This window comes from Agathobaculum sp. NTUH-O15-33 (assembly GCF_033193315.1).
Classification (GTDB): Bacteria; Bacillota; Clostridia; order Oscillospirales; family Butyricicoccaceae; genus Agathobaculum; species Agathobaculum faecihominis_A.
Map to the genome: position 1 here is coordinate 2310246 of NZ_CP136187.1, position 25178 is coordinate 2335423.

The following is a 25178-nucleotide window of genomic DNA, read 5'->3' on the forward strand; positions in this document are numbered from 1 at the left end:
TCGCGCCCTACGATCTCGGTGAATCCCTTGTTTTTTCCTATGCGTTTCCCTTCACTAAATGATATTGATCATGTATCTCACTCTTTTAACAAACCGGCTTCTCTTGCGACAGACTGTCAAAATATTTTTCGACAGTCCAAACAGCGCCATCCGCATTTGCGGATGGCGCTGTTTAGGCGATTGCATATATTTAATCTTGTTCCGGGTTCATGAAGTCGTATAGGGTTTGATAGAGCCGTTTCGGATCGATCGGCTTTGCCAGATGCGCGTTCATTCCCGCCGCCTTGCTTTTTTCGATATCATCGTCGAACGCATTCGCGGTCATGGCAATGATCGGGATGCTTTCCGCATCCGCGTTGCTGAGGTGGCGGATGTTGGTGGTAGCCGTCAGTCCATCCATTAAGGGCATGCGGATATCCATTAGGATCGCGCTGTAATAGCCCTCCGGAGATTTACTGAACATTTCCAGCGCCCGCAGACCGTTTTCCGCCGTGTCGACCTGAAAGCCCTTATCCTCCAGCAGCATCACGGCTACCTCGGTATTAATGGCGTTGTCCTCGGCCAAAAGCAAGCGCTTTCCCGTAAAATCAAAATCCACGTTTTGTTCCGGCTGCGACAGCGCTTCCTTGTGACCCAGCGCCTTGGTAAATGCCGAAACCAAGGAGGATTTGAACATTGGCTTGCTCATCAGCAGGTTGACGCCCGCCAGCTTAGCCTCGTGCTCAATCGAGATCCAGTCATAGGCGGTCATGATGATGATGGTGACCTCGGGCCCGACAATGGCGCGAATCCGGCGGGCGGTCTCGATACCGTCCATCTCCGGCATCTTCCAGTCGATCAAGATCATATCGTAATACTGTTCCGCGCTTCTGAGCTCCGTGACCCGGTCGACAGCCTTGCGGCCGCTGTCCACCCATTCCGCCTTAACGCCCATTTCACGCAGGGTGACGATGGCGCTTTCGCATACCGCAACATCATCGTCCACAACCAACGTTTTCAGGTGCGCGAAATTGCAATCCTGAAGTTTCTGGTGATGGCGCAGCTTTTCTTCCTCCGTGATACCAAGCTTTACATCCACCGTAAATTCCGTGCCGATGCCCCGGATCGAGCGCACGGTGATTTTGCCGTCCATCATATCCACGATGTTCTTGGAGATCGCAAGCCCCAGACCTGTGCCGCCATAAAGCGCGGTCGTACCCGTGGATTCCTGCGAAAACGGTTCAAAAATATGCGGGAGAAACTCTTCGCTCATGCCGACGCCCGTATCGTTTACAATAAAGCGAATGGTGGCGTCGTTTTTATTCTTTCTGCGCAGGGCGGCGGAGAACGTCACTTTGCCGCCTTCACCGGTGAACTTGATCGCATTGGACAGGATATTGATGAGCACCTGCTGCAGCTTCATGGCGTCGCCGATATAGTAGTCGTCCAGCACCGCGTCTACGATGCATTCATAATCCACGCCCTTTGTATCCGCCTGTGAATAGCAGATGGAATTGATGCCGTTTAAAAAATCCTCTGTGGGGATTTTCTCGTTTTTCAGCAGCATTTTGCCGCTTTCGATCCGGCTCATATCCAAAATATCATTGATTAGAGACAAAAGGAACCGCGAAGAGATCCCGATTTTAGAGATGCAATCCGCCACCTGCTCATCATCCCCGATGGACTGCGCAGCAATGGTGCTCATGCCGATGATCGCGTTCATGGGGGTACGGATCTCGTGGCTCATGCGGGATAAAAAGTCGCTTTTTGCGGCGTTTGCCTGCTCTGCCGCCACCAAAGCCGAGGCCAGCTCCTCCTTCTGCCGCTGTTCCTGCAAGACGATATCGGTCACATCGGCCCGCGTCATACAAACACGGTGCAGCTCCTGATTGACATAAAACACCTGAAACTTCTTGACTCGTGGACCGCGCTCTTCCTGCACCTCCAGCACAAAGGTATAGGAATCGGTCTCGGCAAGCTGCTTACGCATGTAGGTAAAGTCTACTTTGCGTAAAAACTCTTCACGGGCCGCAGCATCCATGCTGCGTTCCGCGATCAGGCGGGCTTCTTTTTGAAAGCCGCCCTGAAACGGGATGCTCTTGCTCCAGTTATCATCATGGGCGACCAGACGGTATTCGCCTTTCAGCAAATCGATCTCGGTGATGATGTCATAATCGAACTGTGCGATTTTATTGAGCAGCTGCTCCTGCAGCTTCTGCTCGGTAACGTCCAACGTATAAAAGAAAATGATGATATCTCCGGTTTCGGGGTTCCGGCAAGAGCGAAAGCTTGTGTTGCTCCAAAACACGCTGCCGTCATTTTGCTTTTGCAAAAAATCAAAATGATACTCTATTTTTCCGACAGCGTAATCGGCCAAAATCTTGTCGCGGCATAAATTCTGCAATATCTCCTGCCCCACCTGCGCTTCGAGGGCGGAAGCCGCCAAATTTTCTATCGTTTGGTCATAGGTATCCCCAATCTGCGCGATCGATACATCGGAAATGGAAACATAGTTCTCTACCCGGTTCTTGGTGACATTGACGCGCCCTTGATTGCTGCCCTCTGCGGAGGAAGCTTCTACGAAATAAGCCAGTTCCTTTTCATAGAGCTCCCGCACTCGCTCCTGCATCTGTTTTTCCTCTGTGATATCGACGAATACGCAGTAAAAATATTTTGCATCCGCCTGCTCGGAAACGAGCTGCGCCTTTATCGCGATCCATTTTATCACGCCGTCCTTGCAGATCAGGCGGTTTTCATTGCGTATGGTATTACTGTGTTCGAGTTGCGCGAGCAGCTTGTCCGTCATGACCGCCAGATCCTCCGGATAGATCACGGCGGACATCCGGTTGCCCATAGCCGCAAATTCTTCCCGGGTATAGCCCATAAACTCAAATAAGCCGTCGTTCGCGTCGATCACAGAAAAATCCGCGTCGAACCGGCAGCGGAAAACAGCGCCAGGAATGTTGTTGTAAAGCCGCAGCACCTCGTCCTGCGCCTGCCGCTGCGCCGTGATATCGATGCAGACCGAGGAGATCGCCGGTCTGCCGTCCTCAGCCGTCATCCTGCGCCCCAGATCGTGCACCCAAATATACGAGCCGTCCTTTTTCTTCATTCGATATTCAACGACATAGCTCTCCGATTCTGCAAGCTGGGCTGCGACCTGTTCGTCGACCAAGACACGGTCGTCCGGATGCATGCAGTTTGAAACCAATCCGCCGATATCGGTCACAAATTCTTGTTCGTTTTCATAGCCGAGGTAGCTGAGCATTTGCCGGTTGATAAAATAAAAGGGAAAACCCGTTTCTATGTATCCGCCCATCATACCGCCGGGCAGCGAATCGTTTAGCAGCTCCTGCCTTTGCTGGGCAATGTTTTGGATCACCAGCGTTTGGGGGTAGTGCTCGCTCCCTCGCTGGCTGCTTCCCGGCTCGGCCACATGAAAGCTGATGATTTTCCACGTTCCGTCCTCCGCCCCGAGCAGGGTGAAAAATCCGCGCAGATGCCAAGTATACTGTGAATTTTGCAGCACGATTTCCATGGAAATCCCGCCGACATCCGCGGTCAATCGCTGCTCATTTATCACGGACAGCTCGCATGCAAACGGTTCCGGCATTTCTGCAATGTCCTGCCGAATGTACTCGTCCATTGCCGCTTTGCCTCGGGCAAATTCATTCCTCCCCGTGCCGACGAAAGTCACCCCGTCAGATAAAAGTGCCATTGCCGCATCTGCATCGCGCTGTTCAAACCATGCTTTACAAAAATCGCATACAATATCCTTGACTCCCCTGATTCGTGTCATCATTCTCTTTTTTCCTTCCCATGGCGGTTCTATATCTGACCATTCCGCATCAAGCAGGCCGCAGGTAAATTATAGTCCTTTTTATTATAGCACGGTATCTCAAAACGGTCTACTATGCAATCTCGCAGAGATATGGCCTAGAGATTTTATTGTACGGTTTTAGCGGGAATGCCTAACAAAAGCTGTATAAAAGGCATTGACAAACCAGCCAATGCCTTTTATAATAAATTAGTATTGCTCTATCGCATGAAATGCAAATTTTGTGCAAAACAGCATGGACATCCGGGTGTAGCGCAGTTGGTAGCGCGCCTGCTTTGGGAGCAGGATGCCGCAGGTTCGAATCCTGTCACTCGGACCAGCTCAGAAACACCCCTTATGGCACGAATCCCCGCCTACGGCGAGGCTTCTTAGCCGGGCGGGGTGTTTCTTCGCTTTCGCCCGCGACCCGCTGCGCTGGGCTCACGGGCGAAGAATACGGGGACACAAATATCGATTTTATAAGATAGTGGCAACGCGGAAACACCCCTTATGGCACGAATCCCCGCCTGCGGCGAGGCTTCTTAGCCGGACGGGGTGTTTCTTCGCTTTCGCCCGCGACCCGCTGCGCTGGGCTCACGGGCGAAGAATACGGGGACACAGATATCGATTTTATAAGATAGTGGCAACGCGGAAACACCCCTTATGGCACAAATCTCCGCCTGCGGCGAGGCTTCTTAGCCGGACGGGGTGTTTCTTCGCTTTCGCCCGCGACCCGCTGCGCTGGGCTCACGGGCGAAGAATACGGGGACACAGATATCGATTTTATAAGATAGTGGCAACGCGGAAACACCCCTTATGGCACGAATCCCCGCCTGCGGCGAGGCTTCTTAGCCGGGCGGGGTGTTTCTTCGCTTTCGCCCGCGACCCGCTACGAGGGGCTCTGCCGAGAAGAAAACGGGATAGACATGAAAAAAGCAGGTGCACCATGCACCTGCTTTTTTTAATTAGCGAAACTTTTTCTTCTTGGCGCGCGCAGCCTCAGACTTCTTGCGGCGCTTGACGCTCGGGCTTTCATAATGCTCACGCTTGCGGAGCTCGGAAAGCGTACCCGCCTTAGCGCACGAGCGCTTAAAACGGCGCAGCGCGCTGTCAATAGATTCATTTTCCTTGATGCGGACTTCCGACACAGTTTTCCCTCCCTCCGCGCGTTCCCTTTGGAGACGCTTTGCACGGACATGCGCGCACATGCCGCGCATAGAACCGTAAGAATATTATATCTTTTTTTGGCCTTCCTGTCAACCCATAAATCAACGGACTACAAGATTGACGATCTTATTCGGCACAACGATCTGCTTGACGACTTCCTTGCCCTCGATCGCGCGCTGTACCTTCTCCTCGGCAAGAGCCGCGTCGATGGCCGCCTGCTTGTCGGAATCGACCGGCAGCTTAACAGTAGCCTTGAGCTTGCCATTGATCTGCACGGCCAGCTCCACGCTGTCCTCGACGGTCTTGGCATCCTCATACTGCGGCCACGGAGCGACCGAGAGTAAGCCCTCGCCGCCGATCTGCCGCCACAGCTCCTCGGTGATATGAGGCGCAAAGGGGTTCAGGAGCGCCAGAAACGTTTTGTACTCCGCCATGTTGACGCCTTTATCCGCAAACTCATTGAGCATGCTCATCAGCGCCGCGATCGCCGTGTTGGCCTTGAGGTTTTCAATATCCTCCCCGACCTTCTTGATCGTGCGGTGCATCAGCACCTCATGCTGCGCGGAATAGCTGTCGCCCGGCTGTACTTTTTCGGCAAGCGCCCAAACGCGCTCTAAGAAACGGCGGCATCCCTTGATGGATTTGGGACTCCACGGCGCGGCCTTCTCAAAATCACCGATAAACATTTCATACAGGCGCATGGTATCCGCGCCGTATACATCGACGATCTCATCCGGGTTGACCACGTTGCCGCGGGACTTGGACATTTTTTCGCCGTTCTCGCCCAAGATCATGCCGTGGCTGGTGCGCTTGGCATACGGCTCCTTTGTCGGCACAACGCCGATGTCGTACAGGAACTTATGCCAGAAGCGCGAATACAGCAGGTGAAGCGTGGTATGCTCCATGCCGCCGTTGTACCAATCGACCGGAGACCAATACTCAAGCACTTCCTTGGAAGCGAGCGCGTTCTCATTGTGCGGGTCCATATAGCGCAGGAAATACCAACTCGAACCGGCCCACTGGGGCATGGTATCGGTCTCGCGCTTGGCGGGCGCGCCGCAGTGCGGGCAAACCGTGTTCACCCAATCCGTCATCTTGGCAAGCGGGCTTTCGCCGTTTTCGGTGGGCTCGTAGGAGTCGACGTTCGGCAGCGTCAGCGGCAGCTGATCCTCCGGCACCGGCACCCAGCCGCACTTTTCGCAATAGACGAGCGGAATGGGCTCGCCCCAATAGCGCTGGCGGGAGAATACCCAGTCGCGCAGCTTAAAATTAACCTTTTCGTGGCCAAGGCCCTTTTCAGTCAGGAAGGCGATGATCTTCTGCTTCGCTTCCGCAACGGACAGGCCGTTTAAGAAATCGGAGTTGACGAGCGTGCCGGTCTCCACGTCGGTGAACGCGGCTTCCTGCACATTGCCGCCGGCAATCACCTCGATAATGGGCAGGTCAAACGCCTTGGCAAAATCCCAGTCGCGGTCGTCATGCGCGGGCACCGCCATGATCGCGCCCGTGCCGTAGCCCATCAACACATAGTCAGACACAAAGATCGGAATCTGCTCGCCGTTGACAGGGTTGATCGCGGCCACGCCATCCAAACGGACGCCGGTCTTTTCCTTGTTCAGCTCAGTGCGTTCAAAATCCGACTTGCGCGCGGCTTCCTCACGGTAGACGCGGATCGCGTCGATATTTTTCAGCTTGTCCGCCCAAGTCTCGACCGCCGGATGCTCGGGCGAAATGACCATGTAGGTTGCGCCGAACAGCGTATCCGGGCGGGTGGTGTAAACAGTGAGTTTGTCTCCCTCGGTGGTGGTAAAATCGACTTCCGCGCCGGTGGAGCGGCCGATCCAGTTGCGCTGCTGGGTCTTGACGCGTTCGATATAATCGACCTCGTCCAGATCGTCGAGCAGCCGCTGAGCGTACTCGGTGATCTTCAGCATCCACTGGCTCTTATTTTTATGCACAACTTCGCTGCCGCAGCGCTCGCACGTGCCGCCCACCACCTCTTCGTTGGCCAGCACGCACTTGCACGAGGTGCACCAGTTCACGTTCATTTCCTTCTTATAGGCCAGCCCCTTTTTAAAGAGCTGCTGAAAGATCCACTGCGTCCACTTATAGTAGGCAGGATCGGTCGTATTGACCTCGCGCGACCAGTCGAACGACAGGCCAAGGCTTTTCAGCTGGCTCTTGAAGCGCGCGATGTTCTGCTTTGTGACTTCAGCCGGATGGACATGGTTTTTAATCGCGTAGTTCTCCGTCGGCAGACCGAAAGCGTCCCAGCCCATCGGATAGAGCACGTTGTAGCCCTGCATGCGCTTTTTGCGCGCCACAATATCGAGCGCGGTATAGGAACGCGGATGGCCGACGTGCAGGCCCTGACCGGACGGATACGGGAACTCGACGAGGGCGTAGAACTTCTCCTTATCAGAGTTGTTGGACGCCTCGAAGCAGTGCGCATCGTCCCAGATGTCCTGCCACTTCTTTTCCACTTGTTTATGATCGTACTTCAACGGTATTTCCCCCAAATGAATTAGTAATTAGAAATTAGTAGTTAGTAATGATATGAGCTCGTCCGCGTTACCGCTTTTGAATGACTCATTTCTAATTACTAATTACTAATTTTCTGGGATCACTCGGTAATACCGAGTGATCCCAGCGAGACGGGCGTGCCGTCCTTCCACAAATTCTCAAGATTATAGAATTTGCGCGCTTCGGGCATGAACACATGGACCAGCACGCTGCCGTAATCGAGCAGCATCCACTGGGCGGATTCATAGCCCTCGATGTGGTGCGGCAGGGTCTCATGGTCATATTTTAGGCGCCATTCGACGTTGTCCGCCAGCGCCTTGACCTGCGTGCTCGAGGAGGCCGAGCAGATGACGAAATATTCGGTCAGCTCGGTCAGGTGCTCTACATGCAGCACCTCGACATCGTTGCCCTTCTTTTCTAAAAGCGCTTCGCAGATCGCCTTTACTGTTTGCTGTGCAGTCAATTCATGCACTCCTTACTTATTGTTTTATGCTTCCGGGTCGATCGAACCGCCGCCGGATTCCCCGCCGCCGGTCTCGCCGCCCGTGCTGCCGCCGCCGGATTCCCCGCCGCCGGTCTCGCCACCTGTGCCGCCGCCGGATTCTCCGCCGCCGGTCTCGCCGCCCGTGCCGCCGCCGGATTCTCCGCCGCCGGTCTCGCCGCCCGTGCTGCCGCCGGTTTCTCCGCCGCCGGTCTCGCCGCCCGTGCTGCCGCCGGTTTCTCCGTCAGAGGTTCCCGGCGTAGTGGGCGTGCCGGGCGTTGTGCCTGTTCCCGTGCCGTCGCCCGATCCGTTACTGTCGCCTTGCTCAGGATCGATCGCGCCGGAACCGGAGCCGCCCTCGTTGCTGTCGCTGCCCGAGCTGGAGCCGGAATCAGGCCAAACGTAATCGTCGCCCGGATCTGTGCTTACATGTCCGCCGCCCGAATAGCTTTCCGGTCCGTCCACCATGTCCAGCGTGGTGATCGGCTCGGCAAAGGGATTCATATACTGGTTGACCAGATCGAGCGTTTGCTGATAATACGGGAAATAGAATGAATACGCGACCGGGTCGCTGCCCGCCGTGCTCATTTGCCCATAGCCCGGCAGGGTAAAGAACTGGATATTCTCGTTTTTGATATTCATCGCCTGCATGCCCATCCATAGGATCTGACCGGCGGTGAAGTCGGTTTTGACGTTATTGAAGATCGCGTCCGAAATGTCCTTGATCTTGAGGATGTTCTTCATCTGGAACAAATCGCTCGCGATCTTTTTCAGGAACTTTTGCTGGTTTTCCACACGGCCCTGATCGCCCGTTTCATACTGCATCGAATAGTCGTTCGAGTGCCGCCAGCGCAGGAACTCGACCGTCTGCTTGCCGTTGAGGTGCTGCATACCGGCGTACAGGTCGATGTGCAGATCCTGCGAGGGATCGTCGTACTGCATACGGAACGGCACCTCGTAATCTACGCCGCCGATCGCGTCCACGATCGCGGCGATACCGTCAAAGTTGACGACAACATACTTATCCGGTTTAAAGCCAAGCAGACGTTCGACTTCCTTCTTGGTCTGCTCGATATTGCCGCCCTTGCCGCCGGTCTTGATGCCGTATGCCGCGTTAATCTTACGGGACGCGCCCGAATAGCCGTTGTTGCACATGGTATCGCGCGGGATATTCATGATATTGATGGTCTTTTTCTTGGTATCCATGCGCGCGACCATGATGGCGTCCGTTCGCGTTTCATCCTCGTCCACCGCGCATACGACGAAGGTAAACAGATCGTCCACGCGCGTGCCGGCGTTTAAAAGCTCGTTGACATCCACCTTGTCTCCGTTTTCGGTATCATGGATGGTGGGATCGTTCTTGATTTCCGGCGGGCGGATAAAGATCCACGCCGCAGTTGCAAGACCCACGCACAGCACCGCCACGATGACCGCCGCGATGATGATGCGTTTGCGCTTTTGATTTTTCGTCAGCGGCGTTTTTACTTTGCCGCCTTTTCCGGCTTTTGCCGGCTTTCCGCCCTTGCCCTGTGGCTTCGGCGCCGTCTTATGTGTGCCAGTGGCCGCTTTTGGAGCTGACTTTGGCGAGCCGCTCCCTGTCGTTTTCTTGCGGCCGCCGCCGCCTCCAAACAGTTTCAAAGATTTCCTGCCTCCAGTTTCAGTCCTGCGCGTCCCTCCAGCGGACGCCCTGCGCGATCAAGTCGTTGTACGCGGCGATCGTATCGCCGTGGATCAGCTTGGCCCGCGTCACCAGCTCGATCAACGTTTGGTCGAAGCAATACAGCAGCGCGCGGTCGATGTCTTCTTTTGCGAGTTCGCGCGCATTTTTCACACCGGGAAAGTCGCGCGTATCCTCGATATAATCCGCCAAATAGAGTATCTTATCGAGCACATTCATTCCCGCCTTGCCTGTGGTATGGCAGGCAATCGCGTCGCACACATCCTGCGGCGCGCCGTACTCATCCTTTGCGATGGCGGCGGCCGTTTTTCCGTGCAGCATTTTTGGCTCGGAGAATTCAGCGTTACAGGGTATTATACCGTATTTCTTACTTAAATTCAACTGTTCTTCTTTAGAAAGATGCTTTGTTATGTCGTGCAGGATTGCTGAGAAAGCCGCTTTTTCCACGTCTCCCCCATAAAGTTCGGCTAGGTAGATCGCGGCGCGCTCGCAGCCGAGCGTATGCTCATAGCGGTACCCATGGAGACGCGCGAGTATTCCTTTTCTCATTTCGTCATTGCACAACATAACTTTTGACCCGCCTTTCTGTCTTTTCATCGAATAAAAATATTAAAAACCGTAAAGGTGTTTTCGCTCGATGTAATCGGCGACCGCGTTCGTGGTATAGCGGCGCAGATCGCCGCCGCACCGCAGTTCGGTCGAAGAAATGGTGAGTACGTCGCCGCGCACCAGCTCGATGCGCGCGCCGAGGCTGCTTTGAAGGCCCTTCGCCTTTTCCCGCAGGTTATTCCAGTCATCCGCTTCGCGGGCGCAGACGGCCAGCGTGGCCAGATGCGCGATCTCATCCGGCGCGCGCCAAACGCGATCGAACGATAAAAGCATATCGGTGCCGATGATCAAAAACAGGTCGCTCTCGCCACGATCGTGCAGCGAGCGCAGCGTATCCACGGTATAGCTGGCGCCGCCGCGCCGGATCTCGATATCGCAGAGCTCGGCCCAGCTTTCCCCTTCGATCATCAGGCGCACCATCTTGCAACGGTCGGCTGCCGAAGCGGTGTCCTCCGGCAGTTCCTTATGCGGCGGTATATTGGTCGGGATAAACAGCACGCGTTCCAGCCCAAGCGCGGTCTTGGCGCTTTTCGCGGCGTTTAAATGGCCCAAATGCGGCGGATTAAAGGTGCCGCCCAAAACGCCCGTTCTCATTTGACGAGGACGATCTTCCGCTTGTCCTTATCCGACGCGGGGCGATAGATTACAAATTTCGAGCCGATCACCTGCACCGGATTGGCGCGGCAAGCCTGACACAGCGCTTCGGATACCGTGCGCGGTGTGAGCATGGCGCTTTCCAGCACCTTACCCTTGACGAGTTCGTGGCTTTCCAGCAGCACGTCGAGCTCACGCTCGACCGCGTCGGTCACGCCCTCCTTGCCGATAATCAGCGTATCGGGCAATGTATTTGCCATCGCGCGCAGCTGCGCGCGTTGCTTGGTTGTTAGCATAATGCTCTCCTCTTAATCAATTAGGAATTAGTAGTTAGTAATTAGGAATTGTGGTGGCCGCCAAGGGCGGCTTATTTGATTTATCGCGCTTTGCGCGATACCGCAAACTCCTAACTCCTACTTCCTAACTCCTAACTATTTCATTTAGTTTTTCTTTTAGTTTTTGCAGCGCTCTCGCTCTGTGGGAGATTTGGTTTTTCACCTCTGCCGGCAGTTCGCCGAAGGTGCAGCCATAATCCGGCACAAAGAATACCGGATCGTAGCCGAAGCCGTTCTCCCCCGCCAGACGGCGGGCGATTTCGCCCTCGCATTCGCCACGAACGGTCAGCTCCCGGCCGTCCGTCCAGACGCAGGCGATTGCCGAGACAAAGCGCGCCTGTCGTTTGCCGTCCGGCACGGCGGCGAGATTTCGCAGCAACCGGAGCGTGCGCTCCTTATCGTTTGCATGGGGAGGCAGCGGCTCCAGACCAACCGAAAGCCCATGCTTTTCCGCGTACTCGAAATATTCCGCCGAGCCGTACCGCGCCGAATAGACGCCGGGCGCGCCGTTCAGCGCGTCCACACAAAGCCCGGAATCGTCAGCCAGCGCGGGTAGACCGGTGAGCGCGCACGCGGCTCGCGCTTTGATCAGCGCGTTTTCCTCAAAGGTGTCGCCATCCTCCACAGGCTCGGGCGCGCCTTCGGGCAGCGCGCTGACCTCGATGCCAAGCTCTTGCAAAATAGCGTCCATTTCGCGCAGTTTGTTTTTGTTATGGGAAGCCAGTATAAACTTCATGCGAACCTCCATGAGAAGTTGGATGTAGGAATTAAGAATTGTGGTGGGCGCCAAAGGCGGCTTATTTTGATTTATCGCGCTTTGCGCGATACCGCAAACTCTTAACTCCTACTTCCTAACTCCTACCTCTTTACCAAGTGTTTCTGCTGCACCTTGCTCAGCCTAGCGCAGCCGCGTTTTGCAAGCGCGAGCAGCTTTTTTAGCTCCGCATCGGTGAACGGGCGGCCCTCGCCCGTGCCCTGCACCTCGATAAACTCCCCCTTGGAGGTCATCACCACGTTACAATCCACGATGGCGTGCGAATCCTCGGCGTAGTTCAAGTCCATCACGGCCTCGTTTTCAAAAATACCAACCGAAACGGCGGAAACAGAAGCGGTGAGCGGCATTTTTTCGATCACGCCGTCCTCCAGCAGCTTTTGGCAAGCCAACCACAGCGCGACAAAGCCGCCAGTGATCGAAGCGCAGCGCGTGCCGCCGTCCGCTTGGATTACGTCGCAGTCCACCGTGATCTGGCGCTCACCCAGCGCGGCGCGATCGACCACCGCGCGCAGGCTCCGGCCGATCAGGCGCTGAATTTCAGACGAGCGTCCGTCCAGCTTTAAGCTCTTGATATCGCGTTTTTTGCGCGTGTTTGTGGCGCGGGGCAGCATGGCGTATTCCGCCGTCACCCAGCCAAGGCCCTTGCCCGTGAGAAAGGGCGGCACGTTATCCTCCACGCTCGCCGTGCAGATCACCTTGGTGTTACCCATTTCGATCAGCACCGAACCCTCGGCGTGCATGGTGTAGTGAGGCGTTATTTTGACCGGTCGCAGGGCGCCCGGCGTTCTTCCATCGGGACGTGTCATTTATGATATTCCTCCTTCAAGCGGCGGCAGAATGGCTTCCAAAAAGGCCGAACGGTCGAAATCGACCAGATCGTCCAGTCCTTCGCCCACGCCGACCAACTTGACCGGCACGCCAAGACCCGCCGAGATCGCCACTACGATACCGCCCTTGGCCGTACCGTCCAGCTTGGTCAGCACGATGCCGGACAGCTTCGCGACCTTGTTAAATTCCTCCGCCTGATGCACGGCGTTCTGGCCTGTCGTCGCATCCAGCACAAGCAGCGTCTCGCGCGAGGCGGTCGGCAGTTCGCGGGAGATAACGCGGTCGATCTTGGCCAGCTCGTTCATCAGATTGGCTTTGTTGTGCAGACGGCCCGCGGTATCGACGATGATGACATCGCTTTCTCGCGCCTTGGCCGCCGCGATCGAATCGAACACAACGGCGGCGGGATCCGCGCCCGCCCCGTGGCGGACGATATCCGCGCCCGCGCGCCCCGCCCAGATCTCAAGCTGATCCGCAGCAGCCGCACGGAACGTATCCGCGGCGGACAGCATGACCTTTTTGCCTTCCGCGACATAGCGCGCGGCAAGCTTACCGATGCTGGTCGTTTTACCGACGCCGTTGACGCCGATGACTAGGATCACGGCGGGCTTGCCCGTCGTATCGAGCGGCTGATTAGGCAGCATCATATCGGTGAGCGTGTCCTTTAAAACGTAGCGCAGCTCCAGCGAGGTGGTCACATTCTGACGCTTGGCGCGCTGCTCCACCTCCGCGACGATTTTCGCGGCGGAGACAGCGCCCACGTCGGACAGAATCAGCGCCTCCTCCAGTTCTTCCAGCAGATCGTCGTCGATCGTGACAAAGCCCGCAAACACCTGATCCAGCGACCGCGTGACCGCGTCGCTCGTTTTGGCGAGTCCCTTTTTGATCTTATCGAATAAACCCATTCTTTCACTAATTAGGAATTAGGAATTAGGAATTAGGAATTGCGGTGGCCGCCACTGGCGGCGATCCAATCATCGTGCTTTGCACGATACCACAAACTCCCACCTCCTACTTGCTAACGCCTAACGCCTCCTCTAATTACGAATTTCTACCCGAGAATTGCTTCCGGCAATTCATCGAATGCTGTTTCCCAGCCGCTTTTCTGCTTCCGCGAGGTTCAGCATCAGCAGCTTGGAGACACCCTGCTCCTGCATGGTTACGCCGTACAGCATATCGGCTTCTTCCATCGTGCCGCGGCGGTGCGTGATGACGATGAACTGCGTCTTATCGGACAGGCGGCGTATGTACTGCGCATAGCGGACGACGTTGACATCGTCCAGCGCGGCTTCGATCTCGTCTAGCACACAGAACGGCGTGGGCCGCAGCTTTAAAATAGCGAAGTACAGCGCGATGGCGACAAACGCCTTCTCACCGCCTGACAGCAGCGTCAGCGTTTTGACCGACTTGCCCGGCGGCGAAACGCGGATATCGATGCCGCAGTTTAAAATATCCGAGGTATCGGCCAACTGCAACTCCGCATGGCCGCCGCCGAATATTTCACGGAAGGTCTCGCCAAAGTACACGTTCAGCTTTGCGAATTCGGAAGCAAAAATCTCCTTCATGTTCTGCGTCAGTTGGTCGATGACCTTGTATAGCTCCTTTTGCGCCTTTTCCAGATCGTCCTTTTGTGTTCCAAGGAAAGTATAGCGTTCGCATACGTCCCGATATTCCTCCACCGCGTCCAAATTGACGTTGCCAAGGCTCTTCATCTGCGCGCGGAGCGTACCTGCTTTCTCTTTTGCGGCGTTTCCGTCGCCCAGTTCTATGGCAACGTCCTGCGCGGGCGTGGGGGTCAGCTCATAGCTTTCCCACATTTTGTCCAAAATCTGCGCTTCCTCGTTTTTGAGCTGCACGGCTTTGCTTTCCAAACGCGCGGCCTCTCGTTCGAGGTTCAGGATCGCCTCGTTCTGGCTCTGCGCCTCGCGGTCAACGCGGGCGCGTTCGCCTTCTATGCGCTCGCGCTGCTGGGTCGCGGCGGCAATGCTTTCACCCAGCTTTGCGGTGATGGTCTGCGTATCGCCGCGCCCGGCTTCGGCCTGCTCCAATTCCTGCGTCAGGCGCTCAATCTCGCGTTCAAAACCCGCGATCACATCGTCCGAACCGGAAACGCCTGCGTCCAGCTCGGCTTTCAGCTGCGTCAGTTCTTCCAGCGAGCGCGCCTCCGCCGCCGCAGCGGACCGGTTTTCCGCGATGGCAGTGCGCAGGGAGGCCGCTTCATCGGCTTCTCTCGCGGCTTCCTCCGCAATCTCACGCAGCGTTTCGCGGCACCGCGCGGTCTCTGCTTCCGCCGCTTCGGTGGCGGCTGCCGCCGCCGTTTCGTTCTCCGCGCATGCGGCGATGACGCTTTGATAGCCCGCGCGCGCTTCGGCAATGTTATCGCGTTCCAGCGTCAAACCGTTCAGCGACACGGTCAGGCTTTCGAGCAGCGCCCCATGCTGGGAAACGGAGGCGCGCAGCCCGGCTTCCTCCTGTTCGGCGCGGGCGCGTTCGGCTTCGATCGCCTTGAGGTCATAGTCCAAAGCGGCCAGTTCCTCGCGCGCGGCTAGGCTTGCCTGCTCCGCGTCCCCGAGCGCCTTTTGCAGCGCGGCGACCTGTTCGCGCAGGGCCTTCAGCTTGCCCGCGCGGGCGAGCGCGCCCGTGCCGCGAGAAGCCGAACCGCCCGTCATCGCGCCGCCGGCCTGCAAGATCTGCCCATCCAACGTCACGATGCGGAAACGCCGAGAATATGCTTTGGAAATGGCGAGCGCCGCGTCCATATCCTCTGCAATGACCGTGCGCGCCAATAGATTGCGCACGATCGCCGAATACTTCGGATCGGCGGAAACGAGCTGGTCGGCAGTGCCGCAGCAGCCTTTATGACCAGAAAGCCCGGTTTCGCGCAGCTCCGCCGGGCGGATGGTATCCAGTGGCAGGAAGGTGGCGCGGCCGCCGTCCGAGCGTTTCAAATACTCGATACAGGCTTTGCCGTCCGCCGAAGTATCCACAACAATGGACGAGGCCGAAGTTCCCAGCGCGGTGTCGATCGCGGTAACGTACCGTTCCGGTACGTCAAGCAGCGCGGAAACCGGGCCGTGCACGCCTCTTTGCGCTCCCTTTTCTGCGCGCACCATGATATTTTTGACCGAGCGGGAAAAGCCTTCGTACTCGCGCTGCATGTCGGAAAGCATCTTCTCGCGGTTTTTCGCGTCTGTCAACGCGGCGGCGGCTCTCGAAAGCGCTTCCTGCGTTTCCGCCGCTTTTTTGCGGCGGCTTTCAGCCTTAAGCGCCGCGCCCGCCGCTTTGTTTTTGGCTCCCGCCAACGTATCGAGACAGTCTCGCAGACTGTTTTCCAGCGTTTCCTGCGCGGCCCGCTCGGCGGCCAGCCGCTTTTCAGCCGCCGCGATATCGGCGCCGATCGTGCCCACGCGGCTGTCCATGCCCGCTAGGCCGGTTTCGGCGGCGGTGCGGTCAAGCGCCAGCTTATGGGTCTGCTGCTGCGCCGCTAGGCGTGCGTCCTCGGCCTGCCGTAGGGCGGCCTCCGCTTCCTCCTGCCGCGCGCGCCGGGTCTCGCTTTGACCCAGCACCGCGTTTAGGGACGCCATAAAGCCTTCGTGTTCGGCATTCAGCAGCTCAATGCGGCCCCGCCGTTCGGCCAGCTGTGCGCCCAGCCCCTGCGCCTGCGCCGCGCGCGTTTCGCTTTCGCGGCGGGCGCGGTCGATATTATCGCGGTTATTTTGAATATTGGCTTTCAGCACCGCGGCGCGGCTCGCTTCATCGGCGGCGCGCTGCTCGGCTTCGCGAAGCTGCTGACGCAGCCGGTCGGCTTCTCGGTCGACCCCGCGCATATCCTCGGAAAGCTGCTCGGAGCGCGCGTAAAGCGTTTCCTGCCCCGCTTTGGTTTCGATCAGCTGCGCTTTGCAGGTTTCCATGTCGGTCAGATTCTTTTCCGTATCGGTCTTGATGCGCGTAAGACCGAGCAGCCAGAGCGAAATCTCCAGCACACGCAGCTCGTCGCGCAGCAGCAGGTATTGCTTTGCCTTTTCCGCCTGCTTTTCCAAAGGGCCGACCTGACGCTCCAGCTCCGCGTACAGGTCGCGGATGCGGGTCAGGTTATCCTCGGTGGCGGAAAGCTTGCGTTCCGCTTCCTCCTTGCGGTAACGGAACTTGGTGATGCCGGCGGCTTCCTCGAAGATCTCGCGCCGGTCCTCGCTTTTCAGAGACAGGATCTCGTCGATACGGCCCTGCCCAATGATGGAATAGCCATCCCGCCCAAGACCGGTATCCATAAACAGCTCGTGAATATCCTTGAGGCGGCAGTGGCTGCGGTTGATATAGTATTCGCTCTCTCCCGAGCGGTAATAGCGGCGGGTGATCATGATCTCGGTGAAATCAGAGCGGAAGGCGTTTCCGGAGTTATCCAGAATGAGCGACACCTCGGCAAAGCCGACCGGGCCGCGTTTGGCGGTACCGCCGAAGATAACGTCCTCCATCTTGGCGCCGCGCAGAGAACGCGAGGACTGCTCGCCGAGCACCCAGCGGATCGCGTCCGATATATTGGATTTTCCCGACCCATTCGGGCCGACGATCGCGGTCAGGCCGCCAAGAAAGCTTATCTCCGTCTTGTCCGGAAAGGACTTGAAGCCCTGCAAAATCAGGCTTTTTAAAACCATGTATCCACCTCGTGAACATACTCTGGTAACAGTTTACCACTTCCGCCCCATCTTTTCAATCGCCAAACCCAGATTTTACACCGTGTTCATCTTCAAAAGCCTGCGTTTTCACGCGTTCCTTTCGTCTGCAATTTTCCCTTACCCTATCTATTCACAAAAAGTTTACAGAGTTTGTACGATTTCCACGTGGTTGCATCCGCGCTATATCCATGCTACCATATTAAGTAGAAGGAGTGTCCCTATGCTGCAAAATCGTTTTCACAAAATATCTGTAATCGTTCGTTCCAAGTTCAAAACCGTTACGCGGGATTTTCTGTTTATCTTCCTATTCATCACCCTATTCGGCATGCTGTTCGGGCCGGAAAATTCCATCGTCGGCGTGATCCTCACTATTTTGATGATGTCCTCCCTCGCGCAGGACCTGACCGCCACGCCGGTAAAAAATCTGATCTACGCTGCGTGTATTTTGGAAGCCATGACGCTCGCCGCGTTCCTCACCACGGCGCTGCCGCCGCTCTGGGCGGTGCCTTTCAACTTCCTGATGGTGTTTTTCCTGCTGTATACCTACACGTTTGAATACGCCAGCCACCTGTACATGCCCTATATCCTATCCTACCTGTTTCTGATCTTTCTGGCCCCCATCGGCGCGGCGCAGCTGCCCCGGCGGCTTTTTTTGCATGCTGGTCGGCGCAGGCTGCATTATGGCGTATCAACTGATCCGGTGCCATACCCGCGCGGCCGATACCGTGCAGGAAGCGCTCAACGCCATGCTGGATGAAGCGGGCAACTGCGTTTGCTGCCTGCTTACCGCTACTGCGACGCCCGCGGACCCGGAAACCGTGCGCGCCGAATTATGCAAGCTCAGCCGTGTGGTCTACGAGCGGCGGAAACGGGCGCTGTGTGTATCGGACGCGAGCTTTTCCATGCTGGACGCGGGGCGCGGACTTGAGCACGTGATCTTACAGCTTTACGCGCTGGAAGGCCCCATCACACCCGCGCGGGAAGTGATGCTGCGGCAGCTTCAAACCCAGCTTTCCGCTTTCCGCGCCTTTACCGATAAGGAATGCGGCACGCTGCCTTTGCTCAACCGAAACGCTTTCGGCCCCTTGGATGATGCTGAGGCGGAGGAGCTTTACCGGTCCGCCGCCTATATCCGGGAGCATCTGCTCCATATGGCCGACCCGGATAAGCGCACCGCCTACCGCCCCACGGCGCAATCACTTTCGATCCGTTTGAAAGCCGCGCTCGACGTCAGCCCGGTGCGCGTCGTTTACGCGCTGCGGGTAGCCGCGCTGCTCGCGGCGTTCACCGCGCTCGTGCAGCATTTTCAGCTGCCGCACGGCAAGTGGCTGCTCTTTACGCTGGCCTCGGTCTCGATGCCGTACGCGGACGACGTGGCGCCCAAGGCGAAAAAGCGATTGATCGCCACGCTGCTTGGCGGCGCGGTCGCTTGGACCGCCTTTTCGCTGCTTCCCTCGCCGGGGATGCGCACGGCGGTGATGATGCTGTCGGGCTATCTCACCTCCTACTTTTCCGATTACCGCTTCACCTTTGCCTGCGCCACGGTGGGCGGTCTGGGCGGCGCGGTGACGGGCCTTGCCGGCTGGCGAGAGATAGGCGGTATGTTCGGTGTGCGGCTGGGGTATATCCTCCTCGGCATTGCGATCGCCTGCGTGGTCAACCGCCTGCTCTTCCCCTTTATGCGCCGCACGGCGACCGACCAGCTTTGGAAGAAATACGCCGCCACCACCGCGCTCCTTTCGGAGCTTTGCCGGCAGCCCGGCGTCGATGTGCAGCTTTATTACAGCCTTGTGATACAAGCGCACCTGATCGAACAAAAGTTGCTGCAAAACGCTTCCGACGCCCGGTACAACGGCATGGGGGACCTGCTCGCCACCTGCCGCGACCGTGTCCGCCGCGCGCACCGCATGAGGAGCGCGGCCGGTTTCTAAAAAACGCCAAGACAACAAGAAGCGTTCCCGATCGGGAACGCTTCTTGTTGTTTATTCCTCGCCCATGAGTTCCAGTGCTTTTTTGGCCGCCATCTGCTCCGCCTCTTTCTTGCTGCGGCCTTCGCCGGTGGCAAAGACGTTGGAGTTAAGCAGCAGCTCCATTTGAAAGCGCTTGTCGTGGTCCGGACCGGATTGCCCGGCCAAACGGTAGGACAGTGTTTCCTGCTTGTTTTTCTGCACAATTTCTTGCAGCATGGTCTTATAGTCCTTAAACATGCAGCCAGCAAGCGAAGCGTCCACCTTTTTAGGAATAAAACGCAGAACGAACGCCCGCGCGGGCTCTATGCCGCCGTCCAGATAGATCGCGCCGATCAGCGCCTCGGTCGCGTCCGCTAAAATAGAGGCACGGTCGCGGCCGCCGCCCGCCTCCTCGCCGTGACCCAGACGGATATGGTCGCGCAGGCCGATCTCCGCCGCGATGCCGCACAGCGCGCTTTCGCACACGACAGAGGCGCGGATCTTGGTCAACTCCCCTTCCGGCAGATCGGGGAAGCGGTTCATCAGATGATCCGCCGTGACAAAGCCCAGCACAGAGTCGCCCAAAAATTCCAGCCGCTCATTGTGATGCAAGTGCTGGCTCTTGTGCTCGTTGGCATAGGACGAATGCGTCAGCGCCGTGTTCAAAAGTACCGCGTTTTTAAATTTATAGTTTAGATTCAGCAATCGTAAAACCTGCCTCCCGGTAAATAATTAGTAATTAGGAATGAGTAGTTAGGAATGATGGCGGCGCGCACAGCGCGCATTTATAATAATCGGCCTGCGGCCGATGCCGCAATTCCTAATTCCTAACTACTAATTCCTAACTGCCCTTATTCAACCGTCATGTATTGAATGTTTTCCGAAACCGCTTCGATCATGCCGCTTTTGGTGTAGGCAATGGCCTGCCGCACCGCGTTCATGATGGCGACTTCGTTCGACGAGCCGTGCGCCTTGATCACCGGCTTTGCAATGCCGAGGAACGGCGCGCCGCCCACCCGGTCCTGATCGAACAGGCCGCGAAATTCGTCCATGCCCTTTTTACACGCCAGATAGGAAAGCTTGGTGCCAAGATTGCGGTAAAACACCTTCTTGATCTCGCCCGCCATAAACTTGGCCACGCCTTCGATCGTCTTGAGCATCACGTTGCCCGCAAAGCCGTCGCACACCGCCACGTCGCACGCGCCGAGGGGCGCCATGCTGCCTTCCACATTGCCGACAAAGTTGATTCGGCCCGCATCGCCCGCCGCCTTTAACAGGCCGTACGCTTCACGGCGCAGCGCGTCGCCCTTGGTATCCTCGGTGCCGTTATTGATTAGGCCGACACGCGGATTTTTTACGCCGTTTATCTTTTCCGCGTACAGCGAACCCAAAAACGCGAATTGCAGCAGCATTTCCGCGGTGCATTCGGTGTTCGCGCCCGCGTCGCACAGCATCATCTGTCCGCCCGCGCAGGGCATGACAGGCGCGAGCGCGCCGCGGCGGATGCCCTTGATGCGGCCGCCGTACAGCGTCGCGCCGGTCAGCAGCGCACCGGTGTTGCCTGCGGAAACGAGCGCGTCGCCCTCGCCCTTTTTGAGCAGGCCAAAGGCAACCGCCATAGAGGAATCCGGCTTCTTGCGGAGCACGGTGGCCGGATCGTCGTGCATATCGACCAGATCGTTAGCCGGGACAATAGAAAGATTCGGCAGGCCTTCCAGCCCCTTGGCCGCGAGGATCGCCTGCGCCGCTTCCGGCTTACCGACGAGCACGACCTCTTCCCCGAACTGCTTTGCGGCCAGCGCGCCGCCCCATACAGCCGATTCGGGCGCGTTATCGCCGCCCATTGCGTCTACGATGATCTTCATGCGTCTATTTCCCCTTTCAAAGCTTCGATATGCCCGAGCGCGCGCTCGGATATTTGCATGTTCTTCTCGCGCTTACCCTTTACCTTGAAGCCAAGCGGCTCCAGTATGCCGAAGTTGATATTCATGGGCTGGAATTTTGTTACCGTGTGATCGGAAATATACGCTGCCAGCGCCCCGGTAGCCGTTTCCCGGTCGAGCGCGGGCAGTTTTTTCCCCTTAATCTCCAGCGCGGACGCGATCCCGGCGACAAGCCCCGAGGCGGTCGATTCAATATATCCCTCCACGCCCGTCATCTGTCCGGCAAAGCGAATGCGCGGATCGGTTTTCAGCGCGTAGGTCGCGTCCAGCAGGCGTGGCGAGTCCAAGAACGTGTTGCGGTGCATAACGCCGTAACGCACGAATTCCGCGTTCCGAAGCGCCGGTATCATGGAAAACACACGCTTCTGTTCGCCAAATTTCAAATGTGTTTGACAGCCCACCAAATTATACAGCGTGCCCGAAGCGTTATCGCGCCGAAGCTGCAAGACCGCGAACGGGTCGCGCCCGGTCTTGGGATCGGGCAGGCCGATGGGCTTTAAAATGCCAAAGCGGAGCGTATCGTACCCGCGCCGCGCATTCACCTCGATCGGCATGCAGCCCTCGAACACGCGCGCGTCCTCGAAACCGTGGACGGGCGCTTCCTCGGCGGCCGTCAGCGCGTTCCAAAACGCGTCGTATTCCTCGCGGGAAAACGGGCAGTTGATATAATCCGCCGTGCCCTTGCCATAGCGGGAAGCGGCATAGGCGCTTTCCATATCGATGCTCTCCGCGGTGACGATGGGCGCGGCCGCGTCGAAAAAGTGCAAAAATTCGCCGCCCACCGCGAGGTGGATCGCATCGAACAGCTTGTCCGAGGTGAGCGGGCCGGAAGCGACAATCACACGCCCGGCGGGCAGCTCGGTCACCTCGCCCGGCACGATCTCAATCAAGGGATGGCTGTTGATTTTTTCGGTCACGGCTTTTGCGAAGGCCTCCCGGTCCACCGCGAGCGCGCCGCCCGCCTCCACGCGGTTTTCATCGGCGCAGCGCAGGATCAGGCTGCCCAAACGGCGCAGCTCCTCCTTGAGCAGGCCCGCCGCGTTCGTCAGTTCGTCCGAACGCAGCGAGTTGGAGCATACCAGCTCCGCGAAATCATCCGAATGGTGCGCGGGCGTGCGGACCGCCGGCTTCATCTCGCACAGCACTACCGGCACGCCGCGTTCGGCCAGCTGCCACGCGGCCTCGCAGCCCGCGAGGCCCGCGCCGATCACCGTCACTTTCTCATGCATCGGCGCCTTCCTTTCCTTCGTCCGCGGTTTCCGCCGCCTTTTTCGCCGTGGTCTTCTTTGCCGCCGTAGTCTTCTTGGCGGCGGTCGTCTTTTTCGTCGTTGTGGTTTTCTTGGCTGCAGCAGTCTTCTTTGCCGCCGTCTTCTTGGCGCCGGTCTTTTCCTCGCTTGCCGACTCCTCGGCATCCGCGGTTTTTTTCGCAGCGGCGGTCTTCTTGGCAGCGGTGGTTTTTTTCGCGGCCGTCTTTTTGGCGGCTGTTTTTTTCGTTGTGGTTTTCTTTGCGGCCGTCTTTTTGGCGGCGGTCTTCTTTTCGCCCTCTTCCTCTTCGCCCGCGGCCGCCTTGGCGGCGGCGCGCTCGGCCATCTTGGCGGCGCGCGCTTCGCGGCGGGCGCGGTTCTTTTCAGCCTCCTCAGGCGGCAGGCCTTCCTTAACCAGCTCAGAATAGCCGCAGCCCTCGCGCAGGCAGATATCGGTCACTTCCTTGGAATCGCGGTCGGTATGGCGGAACAGCGAGGAATCGCAGTTCGGGCACTTGGTTTTCAGCGGCTTGTCCCAAGTCATGAATTTGCATTCCGGGTACTTGTCGCAGCCAAAGTACACGTAGCCGCGCGCCGACTTCTTCTTGACCACCTTGGCCCCGCATACCGGGCAGGCCGCGCCGGTATCCTCGGTAATGGCCTTGGTGTTGGTGCACTCCGGAAAGCCCGGACACGCGAGGAACTTGCCGAACCGTCCCGACTTGATCACCATGTTGCGGCCGCACTTATCGCAGATGATATCGGTCACTTCATCCTGAATTTTGATGCGTTGGCCCTCAAGGTCCTTTTCGGCCTGCTCGAGCGCGTTTTCAAAGCCGCCGTAAAAGTTCTTGAGCAGCTGGATATATTGCAGCTTGCCCGCTTCGACCTCGTCGAGCTCGTGCTCCATGTTGGCGGTAAACTCATAGTCCGAAACAGAGGTGAATTTATCCACCAAAAGGCCGGTCACCCCTTCGCCGAGCGGGGTCGGACGCAGCGCCTTGTTTTCCTTGGTCACGTAGTCGCGGTCAATGATGGTGGAGATCGTCGGCGCGTAGGTGGACGGACGGCCAATGCCGCGTTCCTCCATCGCGCGGATAAGCGAGGCTTCGGTATAGCGCGCGGGCGGCTGGGTAAAGTGCTGGCCCGGCGTAAGCGACTCGACCGTAAGCTTGTCTCCCTCGTCAAAGGACGGCAGCGGCTTGCCGGCCTCACCCTTCTTATCATCGTCCGTGCCTTCCTCATAAACGGCGGTAAAGCCGGGGAACGCGACCGTGTGACCGGACGCGCGGAACACATATGACTCACACAGAATATCGGCGGATACGGTGTCGAGGATCGCATCCGACATCTGGCAGGCGACAAAGCGCGACCAAATCAGCTTGTACAGCTTGAACTGATCGGGCGAAAGCGAATCGCGGATATCCTCGGGCACCAGCTTGACGTCCGACGGGCGAATGGCTTCGTGCGCGTCCTGCGCATTGCCCTTGGTTTTAAATACGCGGGGCTTGCCGGGATAATAGGCATCGCCGTAACGGCCCCGGATAAAACCGGCGGCGGCGATCGTCGCCTCGTCCGCCAGACGGAGCGAGTCGGTACGCATGTAAGTGATCAGACCGGTCAAGCCCACGTTTTTCAGCTCAACGCCTTCGTACAGCTCCTGCGCCACGCTCATGGTGCGGCGGGGCGTCATATTGAGCTTGCGCGAGGCTTCCTGCTGCAAGGTGGAGGTGATGAACGGCGCGGGCGCGGATTTCTTCTTTTTGCCGCGCTTGACCGGGCCGACCGCGAACGGTTTATCCGTGACGGCGGCGACGACCGCGTTCGTCTGCTCTTCGTTTTTGAGTTCCACCTTGCCGGTCTGGTCGCCGTAAAAGCGCGCGGTAAAGCCGCCGCCCGCCTCGGTCAAAAGGGCCGCTTCGATCGTCCAGTATTCCTCGGGAACGAAAGCGCGGATCTCGTTTTCGCGATCCACCACCAGTCTGGTCGCGACCGACTGCACGCGGCCCGCGGACAGGCCGCGCTTCACCTTACGCCACAGGAACGGCGAAAGCTGGTAGCCCACGACGCGGTCCAGAATACGGCGCGCCTGCTGCGCGTCCACCAGATCCGCGTCGATATCGCGCGGGTGCTCAATCCCGTATTTCACCGCGGGCTTTGTAATCTCGTTAAAGGTAACGCGCTTGGATTTATCATCCTTCAGCTTTAAAAGCTCCTTCAGGTGCCACGAGATTGCTTCGCCTTCGCGGTCAGGGTCAGTTGCGAGATAGACGAAGTCCGCTTTGCGGGCTTCGCTTTTCAGTTCGGTGATGATCTTGTTTTTTCCCTCGATCGGAATATATTCGGGGTCGAAATCGTGCTCGATATCAACGCCCATGGTCTTTCTCGGCAGGTCACGCAGGTGCCCCATCGAGGCCTTGACCACATAATCGGAGCCCAGATACTTGCCAATGGTCTTTGCCTTGGCGGGAGACTCCACAATTACTAATTTCGACATTGCTTCAACTTCACTTCGCTTTCGGTTTTCTATCCTAGATAGTTAGGAGGTAGAAGTTAGGAGTTAGGAGGTGATGGTATCGCGCT

Annotated in this window: 18 protein-coding genes and 1 tRNA gene; 3 read left to right on the forward strand and 16 right to left on the reverse strand. The window is 57.6% G+C overall.

What is annotated here, in order from left to right:
* Positions 1–190: 190 nt before the first annotated feature.
* Positions 191–3781, reverse strand: a complete 3591-nt coding sequence (locus tag RWV98_RS11465) for a response regulator (protein WP_317860850.1) — start codon at positions 3779–3781, stop codon at positions 191–193.
* Positions 3782–4060: 279 nt separating this feature from the next.
* Here RWV98_RS11465 and RWV98_RS11470 point away from each other — a divergent pair.
* Positions 4061–4136, forward strand: a tRNA-Pro gene (locus RWV98_RS11470).
* 625 nt (positions 4137–4761) lie between these two features.
* On the opposite strand, the gene rpsU is transcribed toward RWV98_RS11470, so the two are convergent.
* The 11 genes from rpsU to smc all read right to left on the reverse strand — a co-directional run bounded on the left by rpsU (position 4762) and on the right by smc (position 17438).
* Complete coding sequence (gene rpsU / locus RWV98_RS11475; RefSeq protein WP_280960704.1) at positions 4762–4944, reverse strand: 30S ribosomal protein S21; 183 nt, start codon at positions 4942–4944, stop codon at positions 4762–4764.
* Positions 4945–5064: 120 nt separating this feature from the next.
* Complete coding sequence (gene leuS / locus RWV98_RS11480) at positions 5065–7467, reverse strand: leucine--tRNA ligase (RefSeq protein ID WP_317860853.1); 2403 nt, start codon at positions 7465–7467, stop codon at positions 5065–5067.
* A gap of 119 nt (positions 7468–7586) precedes the next feature.
* Positions 7587–7958, reverse strand: a complete 372-nt coding sequence (rsfS, locus tag RWV98_RS11485) for a ribosome silencing factor (RefSeq protein WP_317860855.1) — start codon at positions 7956–7958, stop codon at positions 7587–7589.
* Positions 7959–7973: 15 nt separating this feature from the next.
* The gene (locus RWV98_RS11490) at positions 7974–9605 is read right to left on the reverse strand and encodes an LCP family protein (RefSeq protein ID WP_317860857.1); all 1632 of its coding nucleotides are present in this window, start codon (positions 9603–9605) and stop codon (positions 7974–7976) included.
* A gap of 19 nt (positions 9606–9624) precedes the next feature.
* On the reverse strand, positions 9625–10212 hold the full coding sequence (gene yqeK, locus RWV98_RS11495; protein ID WP_317860859.1) for a bis(5'-nucleosyl)-tetraphosphatase (symmetrical) YqeK: 588 nt from the start codon (positions 10210–10212) through the stop codon (positions 9625–9627).
* 42 nt (positions 10213–10254) lie between these two features.
* Complete coding sequence (gene nadD / locus RWV98_RS11500) at positions 10255–10848, reverse strand: nicotinate (nicotinamide) nucleotide adenylyltransferase (protein ID WP_280960709.1); 594 nt, start codon at positions 10846–10848, stop codon at positions 10255–10257.
* Positions 10845–11144 (reverse strand): YhbY family RNA-binding protein, encoded by a 300-nt coding sequence (locus RWV98_RS11505; RefSeq protein WP_280960710.1) that lies wholly within the window; start codon positions 11142–11144, stop codon positions 10845–10847. Before RWV98_RS11505 ends, nadD begins: the two co-directional genes overlap by 4 nt.
* 124 nt (positions 11145–11268) lie before the next feature.
* Positions 11269–11919, reverse strand: a complete 651-nt coding sequence (gene rdgB, locus RWV98_RS11510) for an RdgB/HAM1 family non-canonical purine NTP pyrophosphatase (protein WP_317860861.1) — start codon at positions 11917–11919, stop codon at positions 11269–11271.
* Positions 11920–12041: 122 nt separating this feature from the next.
* Positions 12042–12764: a ribonuclease PH gene (gene rph, locus RWV98_RS11515; RefSeq protein ID WP_317860862.1), complete on the reverse strand. Its 723-nt coding sequence runs from the start codon at positions 12762–12764 to the stop codon at positions 12042–12044.
* The gene (gene ftsY / locus RWV98_RS11520) at positions 12765–13691 is read right to left on the reverse strand and encodes a signal recognition particle-docking protein FtsY (protein WP_280960713.1); all 927 of its coding nucleotides are present in this window, start codon (positions 13689–13691) and stop codon (positions 12765–12767) included.
* Between the two features lie 171 nt (positions 13692–13862).
* Positions 13863–17438: a chromosome segregation protein SMC gene (gene smc, locus RWV98_RS11525; protein ID WP_317860864.1), complete on the reverse strand. Its 3576-nt coding sequence runs from the start codon at positions 17436–17438 to the stop codon at positions 13863–13865.
* Between the two features lie 241 nt (positions 17439–17679).
* On the opposite strand from smc, the gene RWV98_RS11530 reads away from it, so the two are divergent.
* Together RWV98_RS11530 and RWV98_RS11535 are read left to right on the forward strand one after the other, a co-directional pair.
* Positions 17680–18216, forward strand: coding sequence for a hypothetical protein (locus tag RWV98_RS11530; RefSeq protein WP_317860865.1), 537 nt, complete (start codon positions 17680–17682; stop codon positions 18214–18216).
* Positions 18116–19390 carry an FUSC family protein gene (locus RWV98_RS11535; RefSeq protein ID WP_317860866.1) on the forward strand — a complete coding sequence of 425 codons (1275 nt, stop codon included), beginning with the start codon at positions 18116–18118 and terminating at the stop codon, positions 19388–19390. The genes RWV98_RS11530 and RWV98_RS11535 overlap by 101 nt, the downstream gene beginning before the upstream one ends.
* Positions 19391–19441: 51 nt before the next feature.
* Here RWV98_RS11535 and rnc read toward each other — a convergent pair whose 3' ends face one another.
* The 4 genes from rnc to topA form a co-directional block, all read right to left on the reverse strand.
* The gene (rnc, locus tag RWV98_RS11540) at positions 19442–20113 is read right to left on the reverse strand and encodes a ribonuclease III (RefSeq protein WP_280960716.1); all 672 of its coding nucleotides are present in this window, start codon (positions 20111–20113) and stop codon (positions 19442–19444) included.
* 146 nt (positions 20114–20259) lie between these two features.
* Complete coding sequence (gene plsX, locus RWV98_RS11545; protein ID WP_280960717.1) at positions 20260–21273, reverse strand: phosphate acyltransferase PlsX; 1014 nt, start codon at positions 21271–21273, stop codon at positions 20260–20262.
* On the reverse strand, positions 21270–22580 hold the full coding sequence (gene trmFO / locus RWV98_RS11550) for a methylenetetrahydrofolate--tRNA-(uracil(54)-C(5))-methyltransferase (FADH(2)-oxidizing) TrmFO (protein WP_317860868.1): 1311 nt from the start codon (positions 22578–22580) through the stop codon (positions 21270–21272). The genes plsX and trmFO overlap by 4 nt, the downstream gene beginning before the upstream one ends.
* Positions 22573–25092 (reverse strand): type I DNA topoisomerase, encoded by a 2520-nt coding sequence (gene topA, locus RWV98_RS11555; RefSeq protein ID WP_317860870.1) that lies wholly within the window; start codon positions 25090–25092, stop codon positions 22573–22575. The genes trmFO and topA overlap by 8 nt, the downstream gene beginning before the upstream one ends.
* Positions 25093–25178: the final 86 nt, after the last annotated feature.